13 protein-coding genes are annotated in these 26018 nt (G+C 56.1%); 6 read left to right on the top strand and 7 right to left on the bottom strand.

Annotation, left to right across the window (positions count from 1 at the left end):
* Positions 1-95: 95 nt before the first annotated feature.
* Entirely contained in the window at positions 96-2255 is a 2160-nt protein-coding gene (locus PXG97_RS14685; protein WP_276498532.1) for a sensor histidine kinase, read from the bottom strand.
* A gap of 127 nt (positions 2256-2382) precedes the next feature.
* Here PXG97_RS14685 and PXG97_RS14680 point away from each other — a divergent pair, with 127 nt between their 5' ends.
* The 5 genes from PXG97_RS14680 to PXG97_RS14660 all read left to right on the top strand — a co-directional run bounded on the left by PXG97_RS14680 (position 2383) and on the right by PXG97_RS14660 (position 10060).
* Complete coding sequence (locus PXG97_RS14680; RefSeq protein WP_276498530.1) at positions 2383-3144, top strand: LytR/AlgR family response regulator transcription factor; 762 nt, start codon at positions 2383-2385, stop codon at positions 3142-3144.
* A gap of 955 nt (positions 3145-4099) precedes the next feature.
* On the top strand, positions 4100-5638 hold the full coding sequence (locus tag PXG97_RS14675) for a sodium:solute symporter family transporter (protein ID WP_276498529.1): 1539 nt from the start codon (positions 4100-4102) through the stop codon (positions 5636-5638).
* The gene (locus tag PXG97_RS14670; protein WP_276498528.1) at positions 5628-6611 is read left to right on the top strand and encodes an alpha/beta fold hydrolase; all 984 of its coding nucleotides are present in this window, start codon (positions 5628-5630) and stop codon (positions 6609-6611) included. The genes PXG97_RS14675 and PXG97_RS14670 overlap by 11 nt, the downstream gene beginning before the upstream one ends.
* 62 nt (positions 6612-6673) lie before the next feature.
* A complete protein-coding gene (locus PXG97_RS14665; RefSeq protein ID WP_276498527.1) occupies positions 6674-9190 on the top strand; it encodes a TonB-dependent receptor in 2517 nt (838 codons plus the stop codon).
* A 102-nt stretch (positions 9191-9292) separates the two neighbouring features.
* A complete protein-coding gene (locus PXG97_RS14660; RefSeq protein WP_276498526.1) occupies positions 9293-10060 on the top strand; it encodes a 3-hydroxybutyrate dehydrogenase in 768 nt (255 codons plus the stop codon).
* 116 nt (positions 10061-10176) lie between these two features.
* Here PXG97_RS14660 and PXG97_RS14655 read toward each other — a convergent pair whose 3' ends face one another.
* The 6 genes from PXG97_RS14655 to PXG97_RS14630 form a co-directional block, all read right to left on the bottom strand.
* Positions 10177-12153: an OmpA family protein gene (locus PXG97_RS14655; protein ID WP_276498525.1), complete on the bottom strand. Its 1977-nt coding sequence runs from the start codon at positions 12151-12153 to the stop codon at positions 10177-10179.
* A 16-nt stretch (positions 12154-12169) separates the two neighbouring features.
* Positions 12170-13138, bottom strand: a complete 969-nt coding sequence (locus tag PXG97_RS14650) for a PorP/SprF family type IX secretion system membrane protein (protein ID WP_276498523.1) — start codon at positions 13136-13138, stop codon at positions 12170-12172.
* 4 nt (positions 13139-13142) lie between these two features.
* Positions 13143-18170 (bottom strand): ice-binding family protein, encoded by a 5028-nt coding sequence (locus PXG97_RS14645; RefSeq protein WP_276498522.1) that lies wholly within the window; start codon positions 18168-18170, stop codon positions 13143-13145.
* A gap of 528 nt (positions 18171-18698) precedes the next feature.
* The gene (locus PXG97_RS14640; RefSeq protein ID WP_276498521.1) at positions 18699-19658 is read right to left on the bottom strand and encodes a PorP/SprF family type IX secretion system membrane protein; all 960 of its coding nucleotides are present in this window, start codon (positions 19656-19658) and stop codon (positions 18699-18701) included.
* Positions 19659-19661: 3 nt separating this feature from the next.
* Positions 19662-23351 (bottom strand): Ig-like domain-containing protein, encoded by a 3690-nt coding sequence (locus tag PXG97_RS14635; RefSeq protein WP_276498519.1) that lies wholly within the window; start codon positions 23349-23351, stop codon positions 19662-19664.
* A 445-nt stretch (positions 23352-23796) separates the two neighbouring features.
* Positions 23797-24513, bottom strand: coding sequence for a DUF8091 domain-containing protein (locus PXG97_RS14630; protein ID WP_276498518.1), 717 nt, complete (start codon positions 24511-24513; stop codon positions 23797-23799).
* Positions 24514-24784: 271 nt separating this feature from the next.
* Here PXG97_RS14630 and PXG97_RS14625 point away from each other — a divergent pair, with 271 nt between their 5' ends.
* Positions 24785-26017, top strand: coding sequence for a glycosyltransferase family 1 protein (locus PXG97_RS14625; protein WP_276498517.1), 1233 nt, complete (start codon positions 24785-24787; stop codon positions 26015-26017).
* Position 26018: the final 1 nt, after the last annotated feature.

Below are 26018 nucleotides of genomic sequence, written 5' to 3'. Positions count from 1 at the left end.
GGCCCTCGAGAAAGCCAAGGAGGGGCAGGGGTGGTTGGGCACGGCACTGCAGACTCCTCAACAGGGGGAGAGGCAGAACTCGGCTGGAAAAATTGTTAGAGTATCTCCCCCTCCAGCTCCCGCTGCGGGTTTGGAGTTGGCTGAGCTGGCGCTAACGGCAGGGTAAACCAAAAACGGCTGCCTTGGCCAGGCACGCTCTGCACATATATGCTTCCGCCGCAGCGCTCTACGAACTGCCGGCAAAGGAGCAGCCCGAGACCAGTGCCTTTCTCGTTGGAGGTGCCTTTGCTGGTAATAGCCGGATGCTCGGAGTGAAAGAGCGACTGGAGCACATCGTTAGTCATGCCCACGCCCTCGTCCCGAACGGATATCTCTGCCATACCGCTGCTCACTTTTGCCTGCAGGTACACTTGGCTGCCTGCATTCGAGAACTTTATGGCGTTGTGCAGCAGGTTCCGGATCACGAAATCGAGCATGTTGGCATCGGCGTATACGTTTAGCGCCTCGGGCAGCTGCACCTGCCAGCTTACTTGCTTGGCGGCAGCGGTATCCTGCAGCAGCTCCAGGTTGCGCTGCACGGACTGATGCAGCGGCAGCACTTCCGGCTCGAAGCGCATACTTTGGTCGGAGGCGGTTTGGGAGGCAGCCCACTGCAGCAGGTTCTCCAGCAGCGACTGCAGGTTGTGCACCGAGAGTTGCGTGTGGTTGGCCAGCTTCTGCATCTGCTCCGGCTTCATGCGATCCGAGAAATTGATCAGGATATTCAGGAAGGAATCCAGCGTAGCCAGCGGTGTACGCAGATCGTGGGATATGATGGAGAAGAAGCGGTCTTTGAGCTGGTTAAGGCGCAGCAACTTGTGCTCCGACTCCCTTAGCTGATGCACGGTCTCGTTCAGCTCCTGCGTCTTGTGGCGCAGCGCGGCGGTGCGATTGGCCACCGTCACCTCCAGCTCCTTTTTCTGCTGCTCCACCAGGCGCTTGCGCTCTGTCTCCTTCTCGCGCTCCAGACGCTCTTTTTCCAGGACTTCTGCTGCCAGCTCGTTTGTTACGGTGTTCAGCCTGTAGGCCAAACCCAGCGAGAACAGCACCACCTGCGCTACCATGCCTACCTGCGCTGAGTACACAGTAAAGGTAGTATTGGGCAGCAAATGCGTCTCCTTCAATATAAACAGCAGCGCACCCACCACAAAGAATACGTTGGCGATAAGAAAGTATAAAGCCGGACGATAGCCCTGCCGCAGTGCCGCAGCGCCCACCAGCAGCATTGCCACCAGTACGGCGCCACCAATCACCCCAATCAAATCCACGCAGACCTGCAGCAGGTCCAGCGGGGTGAGGAAGGAAAGCAGGCCCATGGCTACCGGCAGCGCATATAGCAGCGAGAGCAACGTCAGCAGCTTATCCCAGCGGGGCATGGTGTGGTGGGTGTTGAGGTAGCTTTTAGTAAACAGCAGCCGGAACAAGCCATTAAACGTAACGATGAAGGCAAAACTGTGGGCGTTCCAGTAAGGGGCGTTGGGCCAGAGCAGCTCCAGCGCGAAGCCATGGTAAAACATAAAGTATAAGCCCGTGCCCAGAAGCGCTAGCACGTAGTATAAATAGCTGCGGTCGCGCACCGAAAAGTATAGCACCAGGTTGTAGAGCGTCATCACCAGGATGATGCCCATAAAAATCCCCTGCCCCAGCAACCGGTTATTGTTACGCTGCTCCACTTGCTCCGGCGTCTGCAGCTGCAGGCTCAGGCGCTGCGGTTTGTACAGGTTAATGTCGCCCTGCAGGCGCAGGTACAACAACGCGTGGCTTTGTGGCGGCACCTGCACCCGCACCAGCGGTTTACTCCGGGGCACGTCACGCTCTTGTATGGGCAGCAGCTGCCCCGTTTGTCGCTCCTCCACACCTGCCTCCGGACCTAAAGCATAAACCTGTATCCGGCTCCAATCGCCGGCGTAGAGATAGCGGGTAATCTCGTGCCGGGATTCATTCTGCAGCACCACCCGCACCCAGTGCACGGTTTTGCCAGCCTGTAGTGTGGCCTGTGTATCGAGGGGAGAGAAAGACATTTGCTGCACCTGCTGCAAATGCAGTTTGCCGCCCTGGTCGTGGTACACCTGCAGCGGCACCAGCACCTCCTTGCTCGCGTCTGGCTGCAGCACTACGGTATCGGGGGCCTGAGCCGTGGCCATACTTGCTACAGCCTGCAGCAGTAGCAGGCTGAGAGTCAAGAAGATTCTTATCTGGCGGAGCGGCAAAAGCATGTATCAAGTTACAAATTCCTCCCTATAAAACCATACTTGCCGAGGCAGGCGATTTCTTTATCTAGCCTAAAATATCTATATTGATATGGTTTAGCTCCTGAAGCTTGAAAAATATACCACAGAACGTATGGCAAAGGTAAAGTTGCTGATCGCAGAGGATGACGTGGTGATTGCGCAGAACCTGGCTTTCTCGCTGGAGGAGCTGGGGTATGAGGTGTGCGCTATGGTGAGCTCCGGCGAGGAACTGCTGCTGGAGGTGCATAAGTGCAACCCGGACCTTGCCATACTCGACATTACGCTGGAAGGCAAGCTCGACGGCATCGACACGGCGGCCATACTTTCCAAGTCCAGCCAGATTCCGTTCATTTTCATGACGGCCCTCTCAGACAAGGAGACGATCGACCGTGCCAAGCAAACTAATCCGCACGCTTACCTGGTGAAGCCTTTCGACATCCGGACCCTGCAAAGCAGCATTGAGGTGGCCATATACAACGCCAGCGCCCGCCAAGGGCAGGCGGCAAGTATAAATACTGCGCTCACGGAGCCTGCCACAGCCGAAGGCGATAATTACCTGCTCCACGACGCGCTGTTTGTGAAAGTGCGCAACCGGCTGGAGAAGGTCGCGCTGGAGGACATTGTGTGGGCTGAGGCGCAGGATATTTACTGCAACATCAAGACGCCCCAGCACATCTACCTCGTCAGCCAAAGCCTAAAGCATCTGGAGCAGCGCCTGCCCAGCAAGGACTTCATGCGCGTGCACCGCTCCTACATCGTGCGCCTCACGGCTATCGAGGCCATCGAAGATAACAACATCCTGATTGGCGGCAAGCAAATTCCTATTGGCAACACGCACAAAGAGGCACTGCTGAAGCGGCTGCAGATACTTTGAGTTTGGGAGTTAGAGAGTTTAGGAGTTGTAGAGCCAAGCAACCAACGGGATCAACGGCTCCTCCTGGGGGTGCAGAAGCCCTCTTTAGAGGGCAAGAAGGGGAGTTCTATTTTCTCGTTGCTCTAACTGTTCTTATATCAGGTCAAGTGTAGCCTTTCTTTTGTCACCCTGAAAGGATCTTGGTGAAAGGGAGGTGAAGCTTTGGCGCCAAAGCAAACCCCACCCCTAACCCCTCCGAGGAGGGGAATCAGCAGACAATTATAATCCCACTGCCCCCTTCCAAAGGTAACACTACAGAGTGCCGTGGCTATCGAACTAGAACCCAGTCCTTGGGCTGAGCGCCTTCTAGATTTCCGGTGCCGAACGCCAGTGAGGCAGCCCGAGGCACGAGGGCAGGAAATGTAGACAGCGCGATGGCCGAGGACGAGCCCTCTCGGGCTAGAGAGCAGAAAGTATGAAATGCAACTGTAGGTATGTAAGACTGGAGGATCAGCAGTAGCTAGCACGGATAGCTAGGTTAAAGTTAGGGAAGCAGTAGCATTAGGAAAAAGCTCGAGCTATAAGCTCGCGCCAGCGAAAAGTCAGCAGCAAAGGCACAAGCGGACGCTTCTTGCGCCAGAGAAATATGAAGTATAGCCCAAGTATAAGGCATGCCTTTTTAAGCCAGTTGAGTCTCAGACTCAACATCATTAGTAAGTCACAAATCAAAAGATTGGCCCCAGGAAGGTTGCCAAGTATAAATGAGCACGAGCTGTGAGAGCAGCGGCAACAAAAATTACACCCTCTGTAACCTCACCCACAAAATAAGCAACTACTCACTCACGGCAAGAAAACCTCACCTCACGCTCTTCCAATTTCACCTTAAAATATCCTGAGTTGGCAAGTATAAGCGTGGCGCTATTTAGATAATTGCTTAAATTATTTGGACAAAGCTACACTTATAACACCGACTCCCATGAACGACTTAGCCCCTTCTGAACTTACAACGGCTGGTTGGATACTTGTCATCGCTTACGCGGCGCTTATACTGTTCTTCGTGGTGCGGGGGGCGCTGCGCATCCGTTCTATTTCGGATTACGCGCTGGGCAGCGTGGCCTTCTCGCCGGTGGCGGTGGGCTTAGCGCTGGCTGCCTCCATGACGAGCGCGGCCACGTTCATCATCAACCCGGGCTTTGTGGCGCTGTACGGTGTGAGTGGCTTTATCTCCATGGCCATTGCCTTGCCGGCTGCCGCGCTGCTATCACTGGTGATACTTACTAAGGGTTTCCGGAGTATGGGCACGGCCGTGAAGGCGCAAACCATGGCGCAGTGGATGGGCTCGGTATACAAAAGCCGTGGCTACGCGATGTTCTTTGCTTTTCTGTCGCTGCTGCTGATCACGTTTATCGTGCTCATCTGTGTGGGGCTGACGAAGGTGCTGGCCAGCGTGCTAAACCTAAACGAGCTGCATGTGTGTGTGGGCATTGTGGTGTTTGTGTTCGGCTACATGATGTTTGGCGGCGCCAACTCCATGGTGTATACCAACATGATCCAGGCGCTGCTGATGGTGGTGGTGGCCTTTATACTTTTGGGCTCCGGCTACGAGCACTTCAGCAACGGAGTGAAAGGTTTCCTGGACAAACTCGCGGCCATAGACCCGCTGCTGGTACAGCCCACCAACCCACAGAGCTTCCTCTTCCGCGACTATTTCGAGATCATCTTCTGCCAGATCATCATCGGGGTGGCCATTGTGTGCCAGCCGCACATCATTACTAAATCGCTGCTGCTCAAGAATGAAAAAGACGTGAATGTATACCTGCTGGTAGGGGTGCTCACCGAGGCCTTGTTCTTCCTGGTGGTCATTGCCGGCCTCTACGCCCGCATCACCTTTCCGGACTTAAGTATAAACGGCGAGGCGATTCCGTTAGACGGCATCATGTCGGCTTACGTGGTGAGTGAGTTTCCGGTGTACATTGGGCTGCTGGTGGTGCTGGGGCTGATCTCGGCAGGGCTCTCCACCTTAGAGGGGCTGATTCAATCGCTGTCGATCACGATCACCTCCGATATCCTGACGCCCGTATTCGGCCCCAGAGTAGAGGCCCGCAGCGTAGTGATCAACCGCCTGGTGATTGTGGCGCTGGCCGTGGTCACCATACTGCTAACTTTTGACCAGCTGCTTTACCCGAACCTGAGCGTGGGCATTTTCGCGCAGAACGGCGTGTATGCCTACTTTTCGGCGGCCTTTGTGCCGGTACTGTTCGGCATGTTCCTGAAGCGGGTGCCGCTGGTGGCGCCGGTGGCGGCTTCGCTCACCTCGGTGGCCGTGCACTTTGCGGTATACTACGGCGGCCTCACCTCATACATGGATGCCCCGGTACGCAACCCCGGCATTGCCGCCGCCCTGGCTATACTGGCCTCTGTCATCGTCGGATTCTCTTTATACTATACTTTCAGGAAGCCTGCCCCGGTGGAGGCTCCTGCCACACCTGTAACCCAACCCGTGTATGAGAACTAACGCCAAACTATACCTAACGCTCCTGCTCGGAGGCCTCCTGAGCCTGAACGCTCAGTGCCAAGCCCCGGCCGCTAAGTCTGAGACGGTAGCCACCACCACTGCTGATCCTGTTTTTGAAGGCCTGAAGTATAACTTCCCGGTGCAGCAGGTAATACTGCCGGACGGCCAGACCATTGCCTACGTGGACCAGGGAAAGGGGGCGCAAACCATTATCCTTATCCATGGCTTGGGCAGCTACCTACCCGCCTGGAACAAGAACATCCCAGAACTGAGCCAGCACTACCGCACCATTGCCCTGGATTTGCCGGGCTACGGGAAATCCTCCAAAGAGAAGGCACAGGTGGGCATGAAAGCCTACGCCGATGCCGTGCTGGCCCTGATGGACAAGCTCAAAATTAAGCAGGCGGTATTAGTGGGCCACTCCATGGGCGGGCAGGTTGCCATAACCGCGGCCCTGCAGGCGCCGGAGCGGGTGCAAAAGCTCATACTAGCCGCTCCCGCCGGGCTGGAGACTTTCACCGAGCAGCAGAAGCAGCTGTTTAAAGCCACCGTTACGCCTGAAAGTATCGCCAAGACTACCCCCGAGCAGATCGCTGCCAACGTGAAGGTAAACTTCTACCAGATGCCTGCTGACGCGCAATTCATGATTGATGAACGGGTGGAGATGACGAAGGCGGCGCAGTTCCCGGACTACAGCAAAGCTGTGGCGCAGGGCGTGGCCGCCATGGTGGATGAGCCGGTGCACGACAGGCTGCCGCAGCTACAAACGCCTACGCTCATCCTGTTCGGCGAGAACGACAGCCTGATTCCGAACCGCTACCTCAACCCCAGCCTAACCACGCAGGCCGTGGCTGAAATCGGGAAAGAGCGGATACCGAACAGCCAGCTGGTGATGCTGCCGCAGGCCGGGCACATGCTGCAGTTCGAGCAGCCGGAGGCCTTCAATAAGGCGGTAAGCGAGTTTCTGGATTGATTTATACTTATACCTATACTAATCAGAACACAAAAACATCATTTCATCTAACCTTACTAACCATGAAAAAGATTTACTTACTCCTGCTGTCGGTGCTCTGTGTGGCACAGGCGGCCATGGCCCAAAGCGGCGCTGTGAAGGGTAGAGTGGTGGGAGGAGACACCCGGGAGGCGCTGATCGGTGCCACGGTACTCCTGAAAGGCACCAGCAAAGGCGCCGCTACCGACTCCAACGGCGACTTCATCATCCAGAACGTGCCCTCCGGCAGCTACAACCTGCGCATTTCTTATATGGGTTACTCTTATCCTGATGTGCCGGTAACGGTTTCTGACGGCAGCACGGCTGACATCGGCACCATCACGATGCAAGCCTCTACCATGATGGGCGAGGAAGTGGTGGTATCGGCCTCGCGCCGCCCCGAGAAGCTGACAGAGGCTCCGGCCGCTATCAGCGTGATCTCTTCCCGCGACCTGGAGGCGCTGCCTTCTTTTAACGTGGGCGAGTTACTGAACAAGGTGCAAGGCGTGGAAGTGGTACGTTCCGGCGTAATTGGCGTGGGTATTAACGCCCGCGGCTTTAACAATGCCTTTAACGTGAAGATGTACCAGATGACGGACGGCCGCAACTCCATGCTGCCAGGTGGCACCGGCCTGCCAGCCGGCTTCTATAACACCGTTATCAAGGAGGACATTGAGCGGGTGGAGGTAATCTTAGGTCCTTCGTCGGCACTGTACGGCCCTAACGCGCACAACGGCGTCATCAACACCATTACCAAAGATCCGCGCCGCCACCCCGGCACAACCGTAACCCTAGGGGCCGGTAACCAGGACGTGCTGAGCGCCCGCGCCCGCCATGCCGCCGTTATCAATGAAAAGTTTGCCTATAAGATCACCGGCGAGTATACCGAGGGGCAGGATTTTAAGTTCATCGATACCGTTTACAACGCCACGCTGGGTGCCTTGCCGGAGTATGACGTGGACTTTGGCTTTAAATCGAAGCGCTTCGGCTCTGCTTTATACTTTAGCCCAACCAGCACCACCGACATTATCCTGGACTATGGCTACGGCCAGGGCGATAATATTGGCGTGACCAGCAACGGACGCAACCAGATCAACGGCTGGACCTTCCAGTACCTGCAGGGCCGCTACGTATCGCCGCACGTGTTCGCCCAACTCTACAGCACCTGGAACGATGCCGGTGACACCTACCAGATCAACGCCCGCACCACCAACTACTATACTTTGCGCGCACGCGGCTACTCTGAGGCACAGGCCGCCCAGTATTCCAAAACAGGGGCCAAGCCAGGCGAGATCGGCGAAGGCTCTCTTCCTGTTGCCTTCCCGGGCTTCATCGACAAGAGCCACCGCATAAACGGTGAGGTGCAGTACAACAACAACTTCGGCAAGCTGGATCTGATCACCGGCCTGAGCTACCAGCGCGACGTGGCTTATAGCCGCCAGACCTACCTGGACGACGCAGACGGCGACATCATCCTGAACCAGTACGGCGTGGTGGCGCAGCTAGAGTACGCCATTACAGAGAAGTTTAAAGCCCTGGGCGCTGCCCGCTACGATAACCACGACAACTATGGCTCGCAGTTCAGCCCGAAGGCGGCCCTGACGTATAACGCCCTAAAAGGCACTTTCCGCGCCACCTGGGGCCGCGCCTACTCCGCGCCATCCATCCAATTCCAGGAGTTTTACCTGAACAATGGTGCTTTGGCCATACTGGGCAACGGCGCCGGCCTGACCATCCGCAACACCGAAACGGGCGCAGAGCGCATGATCGACAAACTGGAGCCGGAGCAGGTGCAGACCCTTGAGTTCGGTTACAAAGGCACGCCTACCGATAAGCTGTTCATCGACCTGAGCACCTGGTACTCCAAATCAGAGAACTTTATCTCGCCGCTAACCGGCATCACGCCTATACTTGGCAAGGAGCGCGTGATCCGTAAAGGCGACAAAGATGTGACGGAAACCGCTGCCAACGCGCTGAACTACTACCTCACTTACCTGAACTATGGCAACGTGAACTCGTGGGGCACCGACCTGGGCATCAACTTCTACCTGAACAACTACTTCAGCATAGGGGCCAAGTACTCTTATTTCAACTCTGACATCACCGATAAGGACAACCTGGACAACGACGCAAACGGCGACGGCACGGTGTCTGTATCGGAGAGCAGCCTGAACGCGGCCCAACACCGCTACAACTTCAACTTTACGGCACGCGACCTATTCAACAAGAAGTTCTTCGGCTCTGTGAACGTGCGCATCCTGCCAGAGTACGACTTCTACTCCGGTGTGCAGATTGCGGCACGTGAGAACCAGAACCAGCGCGTGGCGCCTTACAACTACAACTATGGCCCGCTGGGCGGTTTCACGTCGGTGGACCTGAGCGCCGGCTATAAGCTGAAGGAGTGGATGACGCTGGGCGCCAGCGTGAGCAACCTGTTTGACTCAGCGCAGCGCGAGTACGTGGGCTCGCCGGAGATCGGCCGCCTGTACTCCGTCGAGCTCCGCTTCGACCTGACCGAAAAGCTGCTGCCGAACCTGAGCGTGCTCAACGGCAAATACTAACATGAGAGTGAGAGGTTAGACAGGTTACATGACCGCCGAAGCGCTCTTACGGGGCGCTTCGGCATTTTTACGCTTTTCCCAACATCAACACAAAGTATAAACATGAAAAACGTTTTGATAACTGGCGGCACCAGCGGCATCGGGCTCGGCCTGGCGAACGCCTTTGCCGCCCAGGGCTATAACCTGCTGGTAAACGGACTGGAAAAGAACGGAGAGGAGCTCGCCCAGCAACTGGCCCAGGAGCACGGGGTGCAAGTATACTTCTCGCCGGCCAACCTGCAGCAACCGGAGCAGATACGCCAAATGGTGCGGCAGGCAGAGCAAGAGCTGGGGCAGGTGGACGTGCTGGTGAACAACGCGGGCATCCAACACGTGGCGCCGGTGGCGGAGTTTCCGGAAGAGAAGTGGGACGCCATACTTGCCGTGAACCTTTCCTCCTCGTTCCATACATCCAAGGCGGTATGGAGGGGGATGCAGGAACGGCGCTTTGGCCGCATCATCAACATTGCCTCGGCCCACGCGTTGCGTGCCTCTGAGTTTAAGGCGGCCTACGTGGCCGCCAAGCACGGCATTGCCGGGCTTACCAAGGTGTTGGCGCTGGAGGGGGCTCCGTATAACATCACCTGCAACGCCATTTGCCCCGGCTATGTAAAGACCCCGCTCGTAGAGTCGCAGATTGCGGACCAGGCCCGGGCGCACGGGATGTCGGAGGATGAGGTGGAGGAGAAGGTGATGCTGAAAAAGCAGCCCGTGAAGCAGTTCGTGGATGTGCAGGCTATCGCGCAGCTGGCGCTGTTTCTGGCCTCCGAGGCTGCGGCCCAGATGACGGGTACCAGCCTGCCGATCGACGGCGGCTGGACGGCGCAGTAAAGTATAAATCAAAGGCAGCAGGTATCACATTCGACTTCTGAAGTATAAGCCATTGCCAAAAGAAAAAGGGCCGCAGGTAAATTTCCTGCGGCCCTTTTTTATACTTGCTCCTGCTGTTACTTCAGGATCTTGAACTCTGTTCTGCGGTTCTCCTGGTGCATCTGCTCAGGGCAGGACACGCCGTCTTTACACTTGTTGATCAGTCTTGTTTCCCCATAGCCTTTTGCCACCAGCCTGTCGCGGCTAATGCCTTTGGACACCAGGTAATCTACGGCTGACTGCGCGCGCAGCTGCGACAGCATTTGGTTATACTCGTGCGTTTGGCGGCTGTCGGTGTGCGAGCTCAGTTCAATGCGGACCATTGGGTTTACCTGCAGCGTCTGCACCAGCTTATCCAGCTCTTTGGCCGCCTCCGGCTTGATGTTGAATTTGTCCAGGTCATAGTAGATGTTCTCCACCACGATCGGGACGTTTGGCGTGTTGCGGATAAACACCAGCTCTACCTGCACCGAGTCGGTTTTGTAGAGACACTCCGGCGTAAACGTGACCGCCTGCTCCAGGTACCCGGGCTTGCTGCCTCTGATAATATACTTCGTGCCTGCCATGATTGGGAAGTGGAAGCGGCCCTTCTCATCGGAGCGTGCCTCTACAAACTCATCGCTGCCATCCACATACAGTTGCAGCCTTGCATTGGCCACCGGCAGTTTCTGCGTCTTTACCGTGCCGTCCTGCGCCAGCTTCTCCACAGCGCTGCCTATCAGCACACAGGGCACCGTATACTCCCGGAAGGTCAGGATGTCGTCGAAGCCACTCTCAGAAAAGCGGCTGGAGGAGAGCATCCCTTTCTTGCCGGTGCTGTCCACCTGTATTCCGAAGTCGTCCTGCGAGGTGTTGAGCGGGTACTGCAGGTTCTCTACGCTGGTCCAGGCCTTGTGCGTGCCCACCGCCTTAAACAGGTCGAGGCCGCCCATGCCGGTGTGCCCGTCTGACGAGAAGTATAGATTGCCGTCATCGCCCAGGCTCACGAAGCTCTCACGGCCGCTGGTGTTAATCACCGGGCCTGCGTTCACCGGCTGGCCCCATGAGCCGTCTGCCTGGCGTTCGCTGTAGTATACATCGGTCTCGCCGTGGCCCCCTGGCATATCCGACGCAAAGTACAGTACCTTTCCATCGGGTGTGATGGCGGGGTGCCCGATAGAGAACTCATCGGTGTTGTTATACTTAAACGCCTGTGGCTTCTCCCACTTTTTGCCGTTGAACTTAGCCATGTAGATGCCGTGGCGGTTGGTATGCGTGCCGTTGTCGCTGCCCTTGAACCAGCTGGTAGGGTCTCCGTTGTTGCCCGGAACGGCTCTTTTCTTCACCACATGCGTGCGGGTAAAGAAAAGGGTTTTGTCTTTCTCCAGGTAATCGGCAGGGCCGTTGTGGTAGGAGGTGTTGATAGAAGTAGGTAGCGGCTCCGGGTCGGCCCAGGTAGTGTCTGTTACCTTAGCGGCCATATACATCTGAATAAAGCCATTGCCGGTCCAGTTGCTGCGCTTGTTGCTGTCGTTCAGCCTGTCGGAGGAGAAAAGGAGCCCGTCCTGGGTGCGCACCGGGCCGAAATCAGCGCTCTCGGAGTTAATCGCCTCCAGCTGGGCCATCTCGTAAGGCTTGGGATACTTCATCCACTTCATGGCCGTGTCGCAGGAGGCTACCTGGCGCAGGGCTAGCTCCCGCTGCTCCGGCACCTTCTCGGCATACTCCTGGAAGAGCTGCTTGGCCTTGCTGTAGTTGGCGTTTCGCTTGGCCGCCTCCGCATACAGGAAGATGTTGGCCGGATCGGCCCCCGGGAAGGCCACCGCCTGGGCGTACCAGAACTCTGCTTCCTTGCTGTTGTTGAGGATGCGGTAGCTGTCGGCAATGCGCTGCACCACCTTCAGGGTAGGCTCCTCTTTCTCCAGCACCTTTTTGTAGGACTCCAGGGCCAGGCTAAACTCAAAGTTGTTAAAGTACTTGTCAGCTTGCTTCATTTCCTTCTGTGCCAGCACAGGCAGGGTCCTGCCGATGGCCAGTAGCGTCAGCACCAGGGCGAGGGTAAAAATACGCTTCATATAAGGGTGGTGTAAACTATAGGTTTCGAGGTGTCAGGATACGGCCATACTTCTTCTTCAGGAAATAGTAGCCCACTGATACTTCGTGGCTAGAGTAGTTTTTAAGTTCGTTGAGGCTAATATCGTAAGAATATCCAATACGCAGTTTTTTCGTGGCATAAATTTGTGCGATCAGGGCCACGGCATTCCGCTTGTCCAGCTGCTTCATTTGCTGGTCCACGAACATCGGCACGGCCGTACGGTAGGAGGCTCCTAGCCACAAGCGGTTGTACAGCAGCACAAACGCGTTTAAATCCACGGCTGTCGGGCTCCTGAAATCCTCCTTGATAAGGATGCTTGGCTTCAGGCGCACCTCTCGGTTCAGGTCGAACACGTAACCGCTGGACAGGAAGAAGTGGCGACGCGGCGTGGCGATGTCGGTGTTGCTATCTTTGAAGGGTACCAGGTTGGCCGCCGAGAAGCCTGCGTAGAAGCGCTCGGTGTTGTAGAACGCGCCAATCTTCAGGTCTGGCAGCACCTGCGCCACGCGCCCCTCCGGAATAGCCTGATCCGGCATCTCACTGCCCGGGTCCAGGCGCGTGCCATCCAGCACGTACTGCGAGGCCCCTATGGCTATACCCAGCGACAGGTCGGAGTAGTGGTCCAGCTTGATGCGGGTGGAAAGGGCACCGTACACGGAGGTTTGGCTCTGCGCCCCTATCTCATCGTTTAACAGATGCACCCCCCAACCCAGGCTCCGGTGGCCGGTCGGGCCGTCCACGCTCAGCGTCTGGGAGATTGGCGCGCCCGGCAGCCCCGTCCACTGGTTGCGGTAGGTGCCATTAATGCTCAGAATCTCCTTGCTGCCGGCGTAGGCAGGGTTTACCACCAGCTCATTGAAGATGTACTGGCTGTACTGCGGCGCCTGCTGGGCAAAGGCGGCCGGGGCCAGCGCTACGCCTAGCAGCACGAGTAATTTCTTTATTGCCTTCAAGTTCGTTTCCATCGCCTTACCTTACTATCATCACGTAACCTTTAAACATTTTATCCTGCCCGTCGCAGAGCTTCACGCGCACCACATAGAAGTAAGTGCCCTCGCTCAGGTTGGCGCCGTCCCAGTTGTTTTTGTAAGACTTGCTGTGGTACACCTGGTTGCCCCAGCGGTTTATGATCGTTACTTCGTTGTCAGGATAGTTGGTGATGTTGCTGATCTGCCACAGGTCGTGCGTGCCGTCGTTGTTCGGCGAGAACACGTTCGGGAAGTGCAGGTCGCTGTTCGCAAATGTCGGGTTCGGCGTGTGGTACACCGGCTCGTCCGTACAGCCGCCGTTGCTGGCCACCACTGAGATATCGCCCGAGCCCATGCCTGCCGTAACCGTGATTCTGGTGGTTCCCTGGCCGGAGATGATTGACCAACCGGCCGGCACAGACCAGGTATAGGTAGTAGCACCTGGTACCGGGTCTACCTCATAGCTCAGGCCAACACATGGTGTGCTGAGGTCTCTTATACTTGTAGCGCCTCCTTCAGCCATTGCTGCTACCGCCAGAGAGGCCGGCTCCGTAGTGCCGCAGCCGTTGGTTCCTTTCACGGTAATTGTTCCTGTTCCCGGTGCTGTTCTTACCGTAATGGTAGCCTCGCCCTGGCCTGTCAGTATCTCCCATCCCTCCGGCACGCTCCACTCGTAGGTTGCGCCGGTTGATGGGTTCTGCACGGAGTAGGTTACAGTGCCGCCGGCACATACCTCGGGAATTCCTACGATGGCGCTTGGCGTCTCTGGCAAGGCTGGCGACGGCACCACGTCCAGCTCAGCAGTACCGCTCTCAGAGCAGCTGTTCTTCGCCGTTACCTTGATCTTGCCTGCAGTGCCGTTAGCGATTACCTCGATGGTGCTTGTATTGTGCCCCGACACGATCTCCCAGCCCTTCGGCACTTCCCAAATATAAGTATCCACGTTGCCTGTGGCGCTGGCCGACACGCTGTAGGTGGTCGTCACGCCCTGGCAAGGGTTTAATGGCCCGATGCTGATCGCCGGTGTCAGCGGCACTGTCTGCGACATGACCGCCTTGCGGCCAGTGCTTCCGTTGCCGCAGGCGTTCAGGGCAGTTACCGTTACATCCCCTGCTTCAGGGCCTGCTGTTACGGTGATGCTGGTGGTGCCTCTCCCCGCCGTGATGGTCCAGCCTGTTGGCACTGCCCACTCATAAGAGACAGCCCCGTTTACCGGCTCAATGCTATACGTGAGGCCTTCCGTACCCTCACAGAAGGTGGTGGATGGACCTGTAATGGCACCTATGGCAATTGGCGTATCATCCGATGCGTTTACCGCTAACGTGGTAGTGCTGCTATTGCCGCAGCTGTTGATCGCTGTCACAGACACGCTGCCCACATCACCTGTGGTTGTACCAACTTCCACTTCTATACTAGTAGTGCCTTGGCCGCTTGCTATTCTCCAGCCGGTTGGCACCTCCCAGAAGTATGAGGAGGCTGTATTTACCGGCTCAATGCTATACGTAAAGGTGCTTTTTGTACATACCAGTGGTGCTCCTGTAATAGGGCCTGGGGCTGCAGGCGGTGCAGTGTTCAGGTTGATTTCCCGTGAAACAGAGCCTCCCATACCGCACCCGTTCTTGGTGGTAACCGATATGGTTCCCGGAACAGCACCAACCTGTAATACTACTCTGGCTGTGCCCTCCCCGGATATGAAAGACCAACCTTGTGGAAGCTCCCAGATGTATTCTGATGCTCCGTTTACTTCCTCTACATAGAATGTCGCCTCTTTGTCTGCACAGGCATCCAGATCGCCGAGTATAGCCAACGGAGCTGCCGGCGGCACGGTGCTAGGCGCTACCTGCAGTGTCTGCTCACCACCCGGTCCGCAGCCGTTTTCTGCAGAAACTCTTACTGTTCCGCCCGTTCCGTTCGTTTCTACGGTGACAGAGGTGCCGTTATTTTCAATTACTTTCCAACCTTCCGGGAAGTACCAGTTATACTTGTAAGCTGTTTCTACTTCGCCAATGCTAAAGGTATAGGTGCCACCGGCACACGGCACTGTTTCACCTGTAATAGGGCCTGGCATCGCCGGCTGCTCACTGGTCATGATGGTGGCCAGCTGTGTTTCACCGGTCACGCCGCAGGCGTTAACGGCTCTTACACTCACAATTGTAGGCGCAGAACCGGCATTCACAACGATTTTGGTGGTTCCCTGTCCCGATATAATCACCCAACCATTATCCTCGCCAACGGACCATATGTAGGAAGAGGCAAAGGCTACTGGCTCAATAGAGAACTCCACATTCTGCTGGCCAACGCATACTGATGGCGGACCTGTGATATCTCCCGGCTGGTCTGGCGGCGATGGCACCACGGTCACTGTTAGACTCGCTTCAGCTCCTACACCGCAGTCGTTCTCACCCTTTACCGTCACTGTGCCTGCTTCTGAGCCGGCTGTTACGATGATGCGTTCCGTTCCATGGCCCTCGGTAATGAGCCAACCCTCCGGCACGCTCCACTCATAATAATTCACCCCTACCACCGGGTTCACCCGGAACTCGTAGCCAGCCTTTCCCTCGCAGACTTCTGTAGGGCCGATGATTGGCGTGGGGGCAGCAGGAGGCGCAGTTTGTGGCACAACATCCAATGTACTGGTTGCACCGCTGCCGCAACCGTTAACGGCAGTTACGGTTATCTTACCACTCGTAGAACCTGCCAATACCTCTATACTGGTTGTGCCCTGCCCGCTTACGATTGCCCAGCCGCCATTGACCGGAACTTCCCACTGATAAAAGTTAACCCCGGCAGCTTCTTCAACGCTGTAGGTGGTGGTTTTGCCCACACAGCTGTACTGCCCACCCGAAATGGGACCTAGCTGCTGCGGCACATCTTCTGTAGGTATAACGGTTAGGGTGCTAGGGTCACTCTTGCCACAGTCGTTCCATGCCACTACAGAGATTTCTCCTCCATTAGCTTTGGCATTCACGATGATCTTGTTGGTGTTATGCCCGCTTACGATCTCCCATCCGTCCGGAAGGCTCCACTCGTACCACAGGGCAGTTGGCACCTCCTCAACAGAGTACTCCAGACCGGTTTGGTTCACGCAAGTATAAATATCGCCTGTTATTGGCCCTGGTGCAGGGCTTGGCGAGGTGACAGGCTCAACAAATTTGGAGAAAGGCTCACTAACGCCGCATCCGTTTTTCGCCCTTACAGTGATGTTGCCGGGCGTTGAACCGACCCTTATCATCACGTTTCTGGTTCCGTTGCCAGAAACAATATCCCAGCCGCCCTCCGACGGAACTTCCCAAAGGTACTCCGTTGCTGTGGGCACTTCATTCACTTCATAAGGCACGACGGTATCCACACAGCCCTGCTGCGTACCCGTGATACTGGTTGGCGCGTCTGGCGTGGCATCATCTACCTGCACATACTTGGTTCGGGGCTCGCTCTCACCGCAGGCGTTAGAGGCGATAACGGTAATAGTGCCGCTGTTGTCTCCCGGGTTTACCACAACCTCCGTCAGGTTCTCTCCGGTCATCGTAGAGCCCTGCCCTGAGGCGAAGGTCCATCCGTTTGGGAGCGTCCAGGTATAAGAGGTGGCATTTGCCACAGGTGCAATGCTGTACGTTAAGCTGGCACCAGCGCCCCGGCAAATAGCGCCCGGGCCGGTGATGGGGCCTGGTTGCGCGGGCTTGTCTGATTGAACACTTATGTAGATCGTTCTGGATGGCCCTGGGCCGCAGTTATTCCCGGGTGTCACTGTAACCCATGCTGCACTGCCCGGGAATTCATGCGTTTCCGATACAGTTACCTCTACAGCCAGTGCCTCACCGGCTGTACCAAGCACTTTTACCGCTAGCCCATTGGATGCGGTCCACTCATAATAAGTGGCACCAGCCACCTTTTCTATGTTGTAGGTAGTAACATCGCCTCGACACACCTCTGTTGGGCCGACAATCTCACTTGTCTCAGAGAGCAGCACACAAAAATCCACAAGGCCGGTGTCGTTGAACCCAACCTCATCTAGGTCCTGCCAGGAGGCTTTGACTAAGCTGGTCCAGGGGCCTGCCTGATCGGCCCGGGCCTCAATTGTAATTGTTACTTCTTCCTGGTACTGCAGTTCTGACACAACAATGGCATTACTGGTAGCATCGTAGGAGGTTCTCTCCGGCATCGAAGAAGAATGGCCCAGGCGTGTACCTATCAGCTGCCCCAGCGGAATTTTAACATTAGGGGCATTTACTGGCCCGTTGTTCCGAACTTTTATGATGTAGGTTAATTTTTCTCCAAAGGCGTACTTATCGTCGCCACTTGCACTGGGAAGAAGAGTGAGTGTCGTGGCGAGATCTGTTGGGTGAATAAGGGAACTACTTTCAAGGGATATGGCACCACCGGTCTTAGGGGCAGCTATTCGTCCCCTCAACCGAGCGTTATGGTTCATGGTGATGTTACCTGTAGAGAAGATGTTACCCCGGGCGGACCCCCCGCTTCGCACGATAACGTTTCCTTCTACCAACCAGAACAGGTTAATGCCTACTGCATTCTTCAGCTCATACTTTTCTACCTGCCCTATAGTCAGGTCTCCTTTAACCCGGATAATGAACACCGGATTTTGCTCGGTTCCACCGTCTAATTTCAGAATTGCCCCATCACTTAACGTAGCAGGTCCATCCGTATCATACACGCCGGGAGTAATGGTTACCCCGCTAAGGTTGCCGGAAATCGTCCCCTTGGCAGTTAGCCCAGCCATGTAGCTCATCGCTGCCAAGGCATCGGTGACAGCCTGCTTGGCAGGCTCCTGGTTTCTGTGGACGCCTCGCACGGCCGTGCCTTCACCATCTGGCAAAAACCCGGTAATGTTACCAGTTGCAACCCCTACCTTCCCCTGAACCACAGTTTTGCCAGTGTTAGATACACTTTGCGATGCCAAGGCGCCAAACTCATACATAGCACCAAGCGTAGGTGCCGTCTGGGCAACGGCCCCAGCAGCAACTACGCAAAAGCACACTACCAGGAGTATGACTTTTTCTAACCAGCTTCTCATTCAGTTATTTGTAAAAATTCCTTATATACTTCTTGGGTTAAGGTGAAACATTGAGTTCTGCATCATCACACTACATTGTACTAAATCAACAACTTCCGGGCAGCTTAACTCTCTGAGTCAGTTTTTCAGGTGCAATAATAGACTATAAAAATTACATAGAAAAATTATTAAAACAGCACCCTACAATTCCCCTCTATAATACTCCTAAAATTTCACAATTTTTGGTACAATGCAAGTTTCACTAAAAAGTTTAAACATTTTCATTCTCTAATAATATTCATTTATATAAATAATACTATGTAAGCTTGCGCCAAAGGTATGGTTTGACCATCTCTGGCACTAACCGCCTCTTTTTAACTTTTTGCATTTATGCGCTGTCGCCTTATCCCGGTCTCCGAGGTAACATCACATATAGGATGTGGCAACTTTTTTCGGCGCTTGCATATTGGATAAAACAAACTGCCCCGGCAGCTGGGAAAGCAGCTGCCGGGGCAGTTCAGGAAAGGTAAAAACAGGTTTAGGTTATACTTACCACACCCACTGCGGGCAGATGATGCGGTTGTTGTTGAGGAGCTTGAAACCAAGCACCACCTCATGGGTACCGGCACTTACTCTGTTCAGCTCAGAGGTGGTAAAATCGTAGGAGTAGGAAAGGTCTAGCAGGGGGCTGATGTACACTCCTACCATGGCCGTTAAGGCATCGTCGTGGCGATAGGCGCCACCCACCCAAAAGCGCTCGGCGTACATCACCCGCAGGCTGGCATCAATAGAGGCAGGGCTGGGTTCGGCTATCTTCACCATCACCGACGGGATCACGTCTATACTTTCAGTTGGCTCCAGGCGGTAGCTGCCTGTGATAAAATAGTGCCGCTGCAGGGGCAGCACAGCCTCGTTGCGCCTGTCTGCGTTAAAGCTGCCCGCATCTTCCAGCAGCTGCGCCCCTGCTACACCCACCGAGAAGTTACGTGAGTAGAGCCACAGCCCCAGGTTCAGGTCCAGCACCGTGTTGTTGATGTTGCCACCCGCCAGCAGCGGGTCGTTATCGTTGGAGAAGTCGAGGTCGTTGGCGTTGATGGCATTGCGGATAAGGCCCGTGGATACGCCTCCGGATAAATTTAAACTTGTAGTGAGCGGCAGGTGGTAAGCGTAGGAGACGCTGAGTCCCGTGCGTCGCAGCGGCCCGGTCTTGTCTGTGTGCAGAATCGCCCCTACCCCGTGATGGGCCAGCGCCTTATGGTACTTGTTACCGGCAGCGCCCTTGTTCAGGGGCGTGTGCACCGATAGGTAATAGGTGCTCGGGGCCCCATCAATCCCCACCCATTGCCGCCGGTGGCTCAGCCGGATATCGGCATAATCCTCTATACCGGATATGGCTGGGTTGAGCAGGTAGTTATTGAGCATGTACTGGCTATACTGCGGCCGTTGCTGCCCCATAGCCTGCATGGCCACGGCCAGAAGCGAAAGTATAAGTATAAGCGGCTTGGTCATGTGTTAACGGATAATGGTGACGTTCCCGGAGAGCGGCTCCTCGTTGGTGCTGCGCAGGTAGATGAGGTAATAGTAGGTGGCCACAGGCAGCTCCTTGCCGTTGTAGGTGCCGTCCCACGGCACGCCGTAGCCTTTGGAGCTAAAGATCTTGTTGCCCCAGCGGTTAAATACCTCCACCCGCATGTCCGGGTAATTCTCATAGTTCTTGATCTCCCACACCTCGTTCACGTTGTCGCCGTTCGGGGAGAAGGCGTTCGGCACTTCAACGGCCGGGATGACTTCTACCGTTACACTTGCTGTATCCACGCAGCCCTCGGCAGTGGTCACAGTCACAGTGTAAGTGGTTGTCTCCTGCGGCCTGGCCACCGGGTTCTGCAGCGTTGGGTCGTTGAGGCCAGTAGCTGGCTCCCACAGGTAGGTTGCGCCGCCGGAGCCGCGCAGCTCTACCGGCTGCCCTTGTATAATGGTCACATCCTCGCCTGCGCCGGCCTCAGCAACCACCACAGTTACCGTGGCCGGAGTCCGCACAGCGCTGGCGCACTGCTGGCTGTTCACGGCCTCCACATAGTAGGTGGCCGACTGGGTTACGTTATCCAGCGGGAACTCTGCCCCTATAAACACCGGGTTACCGCCTGTAGACGAAGTATACCACCTGTACTCAAAGCCGTTGGCATTGGCAACTGCCAGCGTAACGGATTCGCCGAAGCAGGCGGTGGCATTGTTTACTGCCAGCGTAGGGGCCTCCGGCAACGGAAGCACGCTTATACTGGCCACGTTAGAGGTATCGGAGCAGCCGCCGGAGAACACGACCCTTCGGAACCAGGTATCGCGGCTGAGTGCGGCGGGTTGGTAGTTCTGGCCTGTGTTCGTGCCTGCGGCCTCCACGAAGCCTGCATCCGGGCCAACTGTGCTGCTCTCCCAGAGGTACGTGTAGCCCCCGGCGCCGTCGGTTGGCGAGCTGCCGGTTATCTGCGGCGGCTCCTGCGACTGGCACACATCCGGCTGCGCGGCCGTGATGGTGTTATTGCGCAGGGCAGGAGCCACCCTTATCTCCAGCGCGTCAGAAGTATCGGCCCCGCAGGAGCCTGAGCTTACCACGCGGCGGAACCAGGTGGTAGCGGTAAGTATACCCGGAGAGTAATTCTGACCGGTGTTTGTGCCGGCAGCATTTCTGAAACCGGTATCTGGCCCGGTGGTGCTGCTTTGCCACAGGTACGTGTAGCTGCCGCTGCCGCCCGTTGGCTCGGTGCCGTTAAGTATAGGCGAGGCAGTGCCAATGCATACCTGCGTCTGCTCCGCACTGATCTCGTTGTTTTCTAGCCTCGGGTAAAGCACAAACCTGATAGCATCCGAGTAGGAGGTACAGCCGCCAGAGGTAACCGCCCTGCGGAACCACGTCTCGCCCTGCTGCAGCGCACCGGCCGGTATGGTGTAGTTCACGTCGTCATTTGCACCTGGGGCTGCCGCAAAGCCTTCGTCGGGCCCGGTTGTGCTCACCTCCCACAGGAACGTATATGGCCTGCCGCCACCGCCCGTTGGCTCCGAACCAATTAGTTGGCCGGGAGTGTCGCCTTCGCAGACCTGGGTGGGCTCAGCGGTGATGGTGTTGGCACTGGCTGGCACCGGATCCACGGCGATGATCGACACGACGTTACTGATGTTCTCGCCACAATTACCGGAAAATACCACACGCCTGAACCAGGTATCACCCGAGACAGCCTGTGTCGGCGTGTAGTCTTTGGTATTGTTCGTACCGGGAGCCGCCGCAAAGCCGGCAGTGGGGCTGGTGGTGCTGACCTCCCACCGGTAGCGCGGCGCGGCGCCCGGTGCCCCGCCAGAAGGCGTGGAGCCGGTTATGGTAGGTGGCACGGCACCCTTACACAGGCTCCGCACCTGCTCTCCCTGCACCTCGATGGTGTTATCCGCAATAGCGGGCACTACCGTGATGGGTATGGGCGTAAAGTCGCTGATGCAGACCACACCGTTCGCCGTGTCTATGGCCGCTACATAAAAGGTGATGTCGTTTGTTAAGGACGGAGTCGTAAAGGTTGGCCCTGTAAACACGGGGGCTGCAGCCGGATCGTTAACATCGAACCAGGCAAATATGGGCCCCGGCCCTGAAGGAGTGAGCTCCACCATATCGCCTTCGCAGGCCGTGACCGGTGTCTGGACAATAGGCGCGGCCGGCTGCTGCAGTATCACCACCTCCTGCACAGGCGCCGGTTGCCCCTGGTAAATGGCATTGGAGCTGCCACATTCATTTATGGCCTCCAAGGATACGGTATACCTGCCGGGCTGCGTAAACTGGTGCCGGTACTGGAACACATCAGAGTTAAAGGTGCGCGTCGTGCTGACAGGGCCCGTAATCGTGAGCCTGACGGTGATGTTCTCCCCCAGGTTCTTGTCCACGAACAAACCGCCGCCGAACCCTCCTCCCGGGCCGCTGCTGCTGTAGTCTATCTCAGTGGGACCGCAGACGGTAACGCTTGGTGGCAACTGCACCTGCGGCCAGCCCACTACTATACCTTGGGAGGTGGTATCGGACTCACAGCCGTTGGTCACGATCTGCTCAATGGTGTACACCCCGGATTGCGTGAACCGGATGCTTGGCTCGGCAGAGGCGGAGTCACCTGTCTCGAAGGTCCAACCCTGCTCCGGCTGCACCGACCACTTGTAAGACAGGCCGCCACCCGTGGCGCTATCGGCCAAGGTGACGATAATAGGCACGCAGGGCGGCTGCTGCTCTTCCTCCACCCGCTTCTTCTCCGCAATAGAAAAGTTTGCCTTAGGCTCTTTGCTCACATTAAAATCCTGCGTGAAAGTTGCCTCGCAGCCGTTCCCGGCGATGGCACGGATGGTAATGGGGTAGGTTTTGATAGAGTCGTATGCGGTGGGGTTGGAAACAGGAAAATCGCCACGGCTGTACTGCTGCTCCGGATCACCGTTTCCCCAGTCCACAAAGTAGGTGCGGATGTCGGAAAGGGAAGGCTCTGCCACTTCGTTGTTCAAGATAGCGAAGACTTCAATCTCACTATCTTCTATAGAATCCGGCAAGCACACCTGGAAATTAGACTCTTCTGAAAAGCTGATTTCAGGCAGGCGGTTCACCACCACGTCTCTAGGCGCAGAGTTTACTTCGCAGCCAGCCGCACTGGTGGCAGTAACTGTTACAGGAAAGGACTCTGCCCCCACACCGGTAGACGTGTACGTGTGCGTTACTGTTGCCCCTCTTGCGGTGCTGCCATCCCCGAAATCCCAGGTATAGGTTACGCCTGGCTCTGCCGGGAAATTCAAGGAGAAGGTAAGCTCATCGCCGGAGCACACAGGGTTGTTGGGTGCCGGGGCAGGGGAAACCGTATAGGCAGGAGTGATGGGAAGCGGATTAACCGTTATGACGCGCTCGCTGGAGGTGTTCGTGTCGCAGGTGCTGCCTGTTACCCGCACCTGATAAGACCCGGATTCGCTTACCTGCAGCGTTCGCCCCACTTGCCCGGTTAAATCTGCACCGTCTTTAATCCATTGGTAGCTAAGGCCATCACCTTCAGGCGCCGATAGCTCTGTTGTCTCTCCCTCGCAAAGTACGGTGCGCCCATTTACAGTTATAGCGGTAGGGCACTGCGCCCAGCCCACATGGCAAAGCAGCAGCAAAGAGAGCAAGCTAAGAAACAAATGCCTTTGTAACAGAAGGTGCATCTAGGTAGGAGTTAAGGGTGATCTATAGGCTCAGAGTTTTTGTATTACGAAAATCATATATATTAGATACGTAAGCACTTGGCTATGTACCGGCCCAATAGCTACAGTTAAACCACCGGGAAAGAGAGAGAAACAGGTGCTTGGAGGCAGCAATGGCAGAAAACAGGCACCATGCCGCCCTATACCTCTAGTGGCAAAACCTGTAAAAGGTTACACGCCTTCTTTGTTTTTTATAATGCTTAAAAGTATAACGGATTGGTATTCTGAAAATTGCGCAGGGCACAGGCAGTCAAGATATGAGCGCCCGGAAGAGATCAAAAGCAAAGAGCCTGGCTCACCCTTGAACCAGTTCTTTTAAAGCATGGGGTTAGCGCTGCAGGGGAGGGCAACAGCGCAAGAGCTGTGCCTTTTAGTTTAAAATAGGGAAGGGAGACAGTAGGGCAGCTTAACTGCCTGGAATATTAAACAGAAGCTCATTTTTCTGCTTCCCTACAACCTCAATCACCTCCATTTTACGCAGGCAGTAGGTGATCTGGCGGCACCGGTGGAGGGGAAGGGTAAGCGCAGCGGAAAGGGCTTTGTTTGAAAAAGGGCGGGGCAAGTCCTGGGGGATGAACCGCAGAAAGTCCTCAGCTTTTGTGAAGCGATGGCTGCTTACCACCTCCAGCAGCTTTCGGTCTTTTATACTTTCCCGCTTCCTGTACTTGCTGCCCTTGCCGTCACGGCAACGTACCTCCTCCTCCCGGATCAGGGGGAACTCTATCGAGAAGTTCTCGTGCTTTATTAGCTCCGGTATGCGAACCAACTCCTCAAAGATGTCTGTCAGCTTGCCCCGGTACGGAGACTTGCGCCGTGACTTGACGCCGGTGCCCGCTGCATCCACCTGCAACACCCACTTCTCGAAAGTTACCGGGTGCAGGAGGTGTACCCGGTGCTCCTGCACCAACGCCTGCAGCTTCTGCCGGATGGCGGCGAAATTGCGTGTCTGGATCTCTACCAACTGCTCTCCCCGCACCAGGTCAATATAAAAGCCGTTTAAGGGCACTTCAAACCTATCGTCTGGCTGCGCATACCATAGTTTCAGGGCCGCGTGCAACGAGCGTTCATTTTGCACACCTATTCCCTTGCTTTCCCTCTCCCGCTGTTCTCCTTTTTCGGACATCTGCACGCTCTACCGCTGTCTCTAAGTATAAAATCTTTAGCCAAAGCTAGCCAATTATCCCGCCTTTTGCCACAGGTTATCGTCCCCGCTTTCCCTAAGCCTGCCTAAAGGGATGCAGGCTGCAAAGCAACACCTGGCATAAATTGTATTTTTTTACTTTACACCTTGACCTTTCTCTATAAAAAGCGTACTAAAACAACCGGGCAGTAGTAGCACCTGCTCCTGTAGCTGCACCTGGAAAGCACCCATATACTCTAAAGGAAACAAACTCATGTTTAAAGAAACGCCTGATCCACACGTAGGAGGCAAGACAGCCGCTACCCTCCCGCCAGCTACTCACGAAAGCCAGGCCAGCCTGAAGCAAAATAGAACGGACAGGTTTCTGCAACAGCTCCCAGGTATCGTGTGCCTCTCGCACCTGCGCTGGGATTTTGTGTACCAGCGGCCACAGCACCTGCTCTCCCGCTTTGCCCGTTACGGACGCCTGTTTTTTGTGGAGGAACCGGTGTTTACAGATACTCAGAAACCCTACCTACATACTTCCTCCAGAGGAGAAAACATGCTGCTGGCGGTGCCGCACCTGCCACATGGCCTGCAGGAAGCGCAAATTGAGGCAGCACAGCGCCACCTCCTGGACCAACTGCTAGCGGAACACCGGCTGGAGCATCCTGTTCTATGGTACTATACCCCCATGGCCCTCGCCTTTACCAACCACCTGCGGCCCGCCCTCACCGTGTACGATTGCATGGACGAGCTATCGGCTTTTAAATTTGCCCCGCCCCGCCTGAAGGAGCTGGAACTAGAGCTTTTTAAACGGGCCGACCTTGTATTTACAGGAGGCCAGCGCCTGTACGAGGCCAAGCGCAAGCAGCACCCTGCCGTAAAGGCCTTTCCCAGCAGCATCGACAAGGGCCATTTTGCACAGGCCAAAAAGCCACTACCCCCACCCGCCGACCAGGAACCTATACCGGAGCCACGGCTGGGTTTTTTCGGGGTGATAGATGAGCGCATGGACCTTGAGCTGCTGGCCACCCTGGCCGATGCCCGCCAGGACTGGCAGCTTGTGATGGTTGGACCGGTGGTGAAGATAGACCCTGCCACACTGCCGCAGCGCCCCAACATCCACTACCTGGGAGGCAAGTCGTACCAGGAGCTTCCGGCTTACATCAGCGGTTGGCAGGTGGCCCTGCTACCCTTTGCCCTCAATGAGTCCACTGCTTTCATCAGCCCCACCAAGACGCCTGAGTACCTGGCGGCAGGCAAGCCCGTGGTGTCTACCCCCATCCGGGATGTGGTGCGCCCTTACGGTGAGGAGGGCCTGGTGCACATTGCTGGCTCGGCCGCAGAATTCGTGCAGGCCGTGGAGGCAGCGCTAACACAGCAGCACAACGATGCGTGGCAGCAAAAGGTGAGCTGCTTTATGCGCGACATGTCCTGGGACCAGACTTGGCGTGGCATGGTGGAACTGATGGCACAGGCAATGGAGAATAAGGACCGTATCTAAA

This window comes from Pontibacter litorisediminis (assembly GCF_029360645.1).
Lineage (GTDB): Bacteria > Bacteroidota > Bacteroidia > Cytophagales > Hymenobacteraceae > Pontibacter > Pontibacter litorisediminis.
The sequence above is the reverse complement of the archived record's forward strand: the minus strand, read 5'-3'. Positions and strand labels throughout refer to the sequence as shown.

Excerpts from the sequence above, each read along its gene's own strand:
- PXG97_RS14665 (WP_276498527.1), top strand. The coding sequence starts at position 6,674 with ATGAAAAAGATTTACTTACTCCTGCTGTCGGTGCTCTGTGTGGCACAG.
- PXG97_RS14645 (WP_276498522.1), bottom strand. The coding sequence starts at position 18,170 with ATGAGAAGCTGGTTAGAAAAAGTCATACTCCTGGTAGTGTGCTTTTGC.
- PXG97_RS14685 (WP_276498532.1), bottom strand. The coding sequence starts at position 2,255 with ATGCTTTTGCCGCTCCGCCAGATAAGAATCTTCTTGACTCTCAGCCTG.
- PXG97_RS14630 (WP_276498518.1), bottom strand. The coding sequence starts at position 24,513 with ATGTCCGAAAAAGGAGAACAGCGGGAGAGGGAAAGCAAGGGAATAGGT.
- PXG97_RS14655 (WP_276498525.1), bottom strand. The coding sequence starts at position 12,153 with ATGAAGCGTATTTTTACCCTCGCCCTGGTGCTGACGCTACTGGCCATC.
- PXG97_RS14670 (WP_276498528.1), top strand. The coding sequence starts at position 5,628 with ATGAGAACTAACGCCAAACTATACCTAACGCTCCTGCTCGGAGGCCTC.
- PXG97_RS14675 (WP_276498529.1), top strand. The coding sequence starts at position 4,100 with ATGAACGACTTAGCCCCTTCTGAACTTACAACGGCTGGTTGGATACTT.
- PXG97_RS14625 (WP_276498517.1), top strand. The coding sequence starts at position 24,785 with ATGTTTAAAGAAACGCCTGATCCACACGTAGGAGGCAAGACAGCCGCT.
- PXG97_RS14680 (WP_276498530.1), top strand. The coding sequence starts at position 2,383 with ATGGCAAAGGTAAAGTTGCTGATCGCAGAGGATGACGTGGTGATTGCG.
- PXG97_RS14660 (WP_276498526.1), top strand. The coding sequence starts at position 9,293 with ATGAAAAACGTTTTGATAACTGGCGGCACCAGCGGCATCGGGCTCGGC.
- PXG97_RS14635 (WP_276498519.1), bottom strand. The coding sequence starts at position 23,351 with ATGCACCTTCTGTTACAAAGGCATTTGTTTCTTAGCTTGCTCTCTTTG.
- PXG97_RS14650 (WP_276498523.1), bottom strand. The coding sequence starts at position 13,138 with ATGGAAACGAACTTGAAGGCAATAAAGAAATTACTCGTGCTGCTAGGC.
- PXG97_RS14640 (WP_276498521.1), bottom strand. The coding sequence starts at position 19,658 with ATGACCAAGCCGCTTATACTTATACTTTCGCTTCTGGCCGTGGCCATG.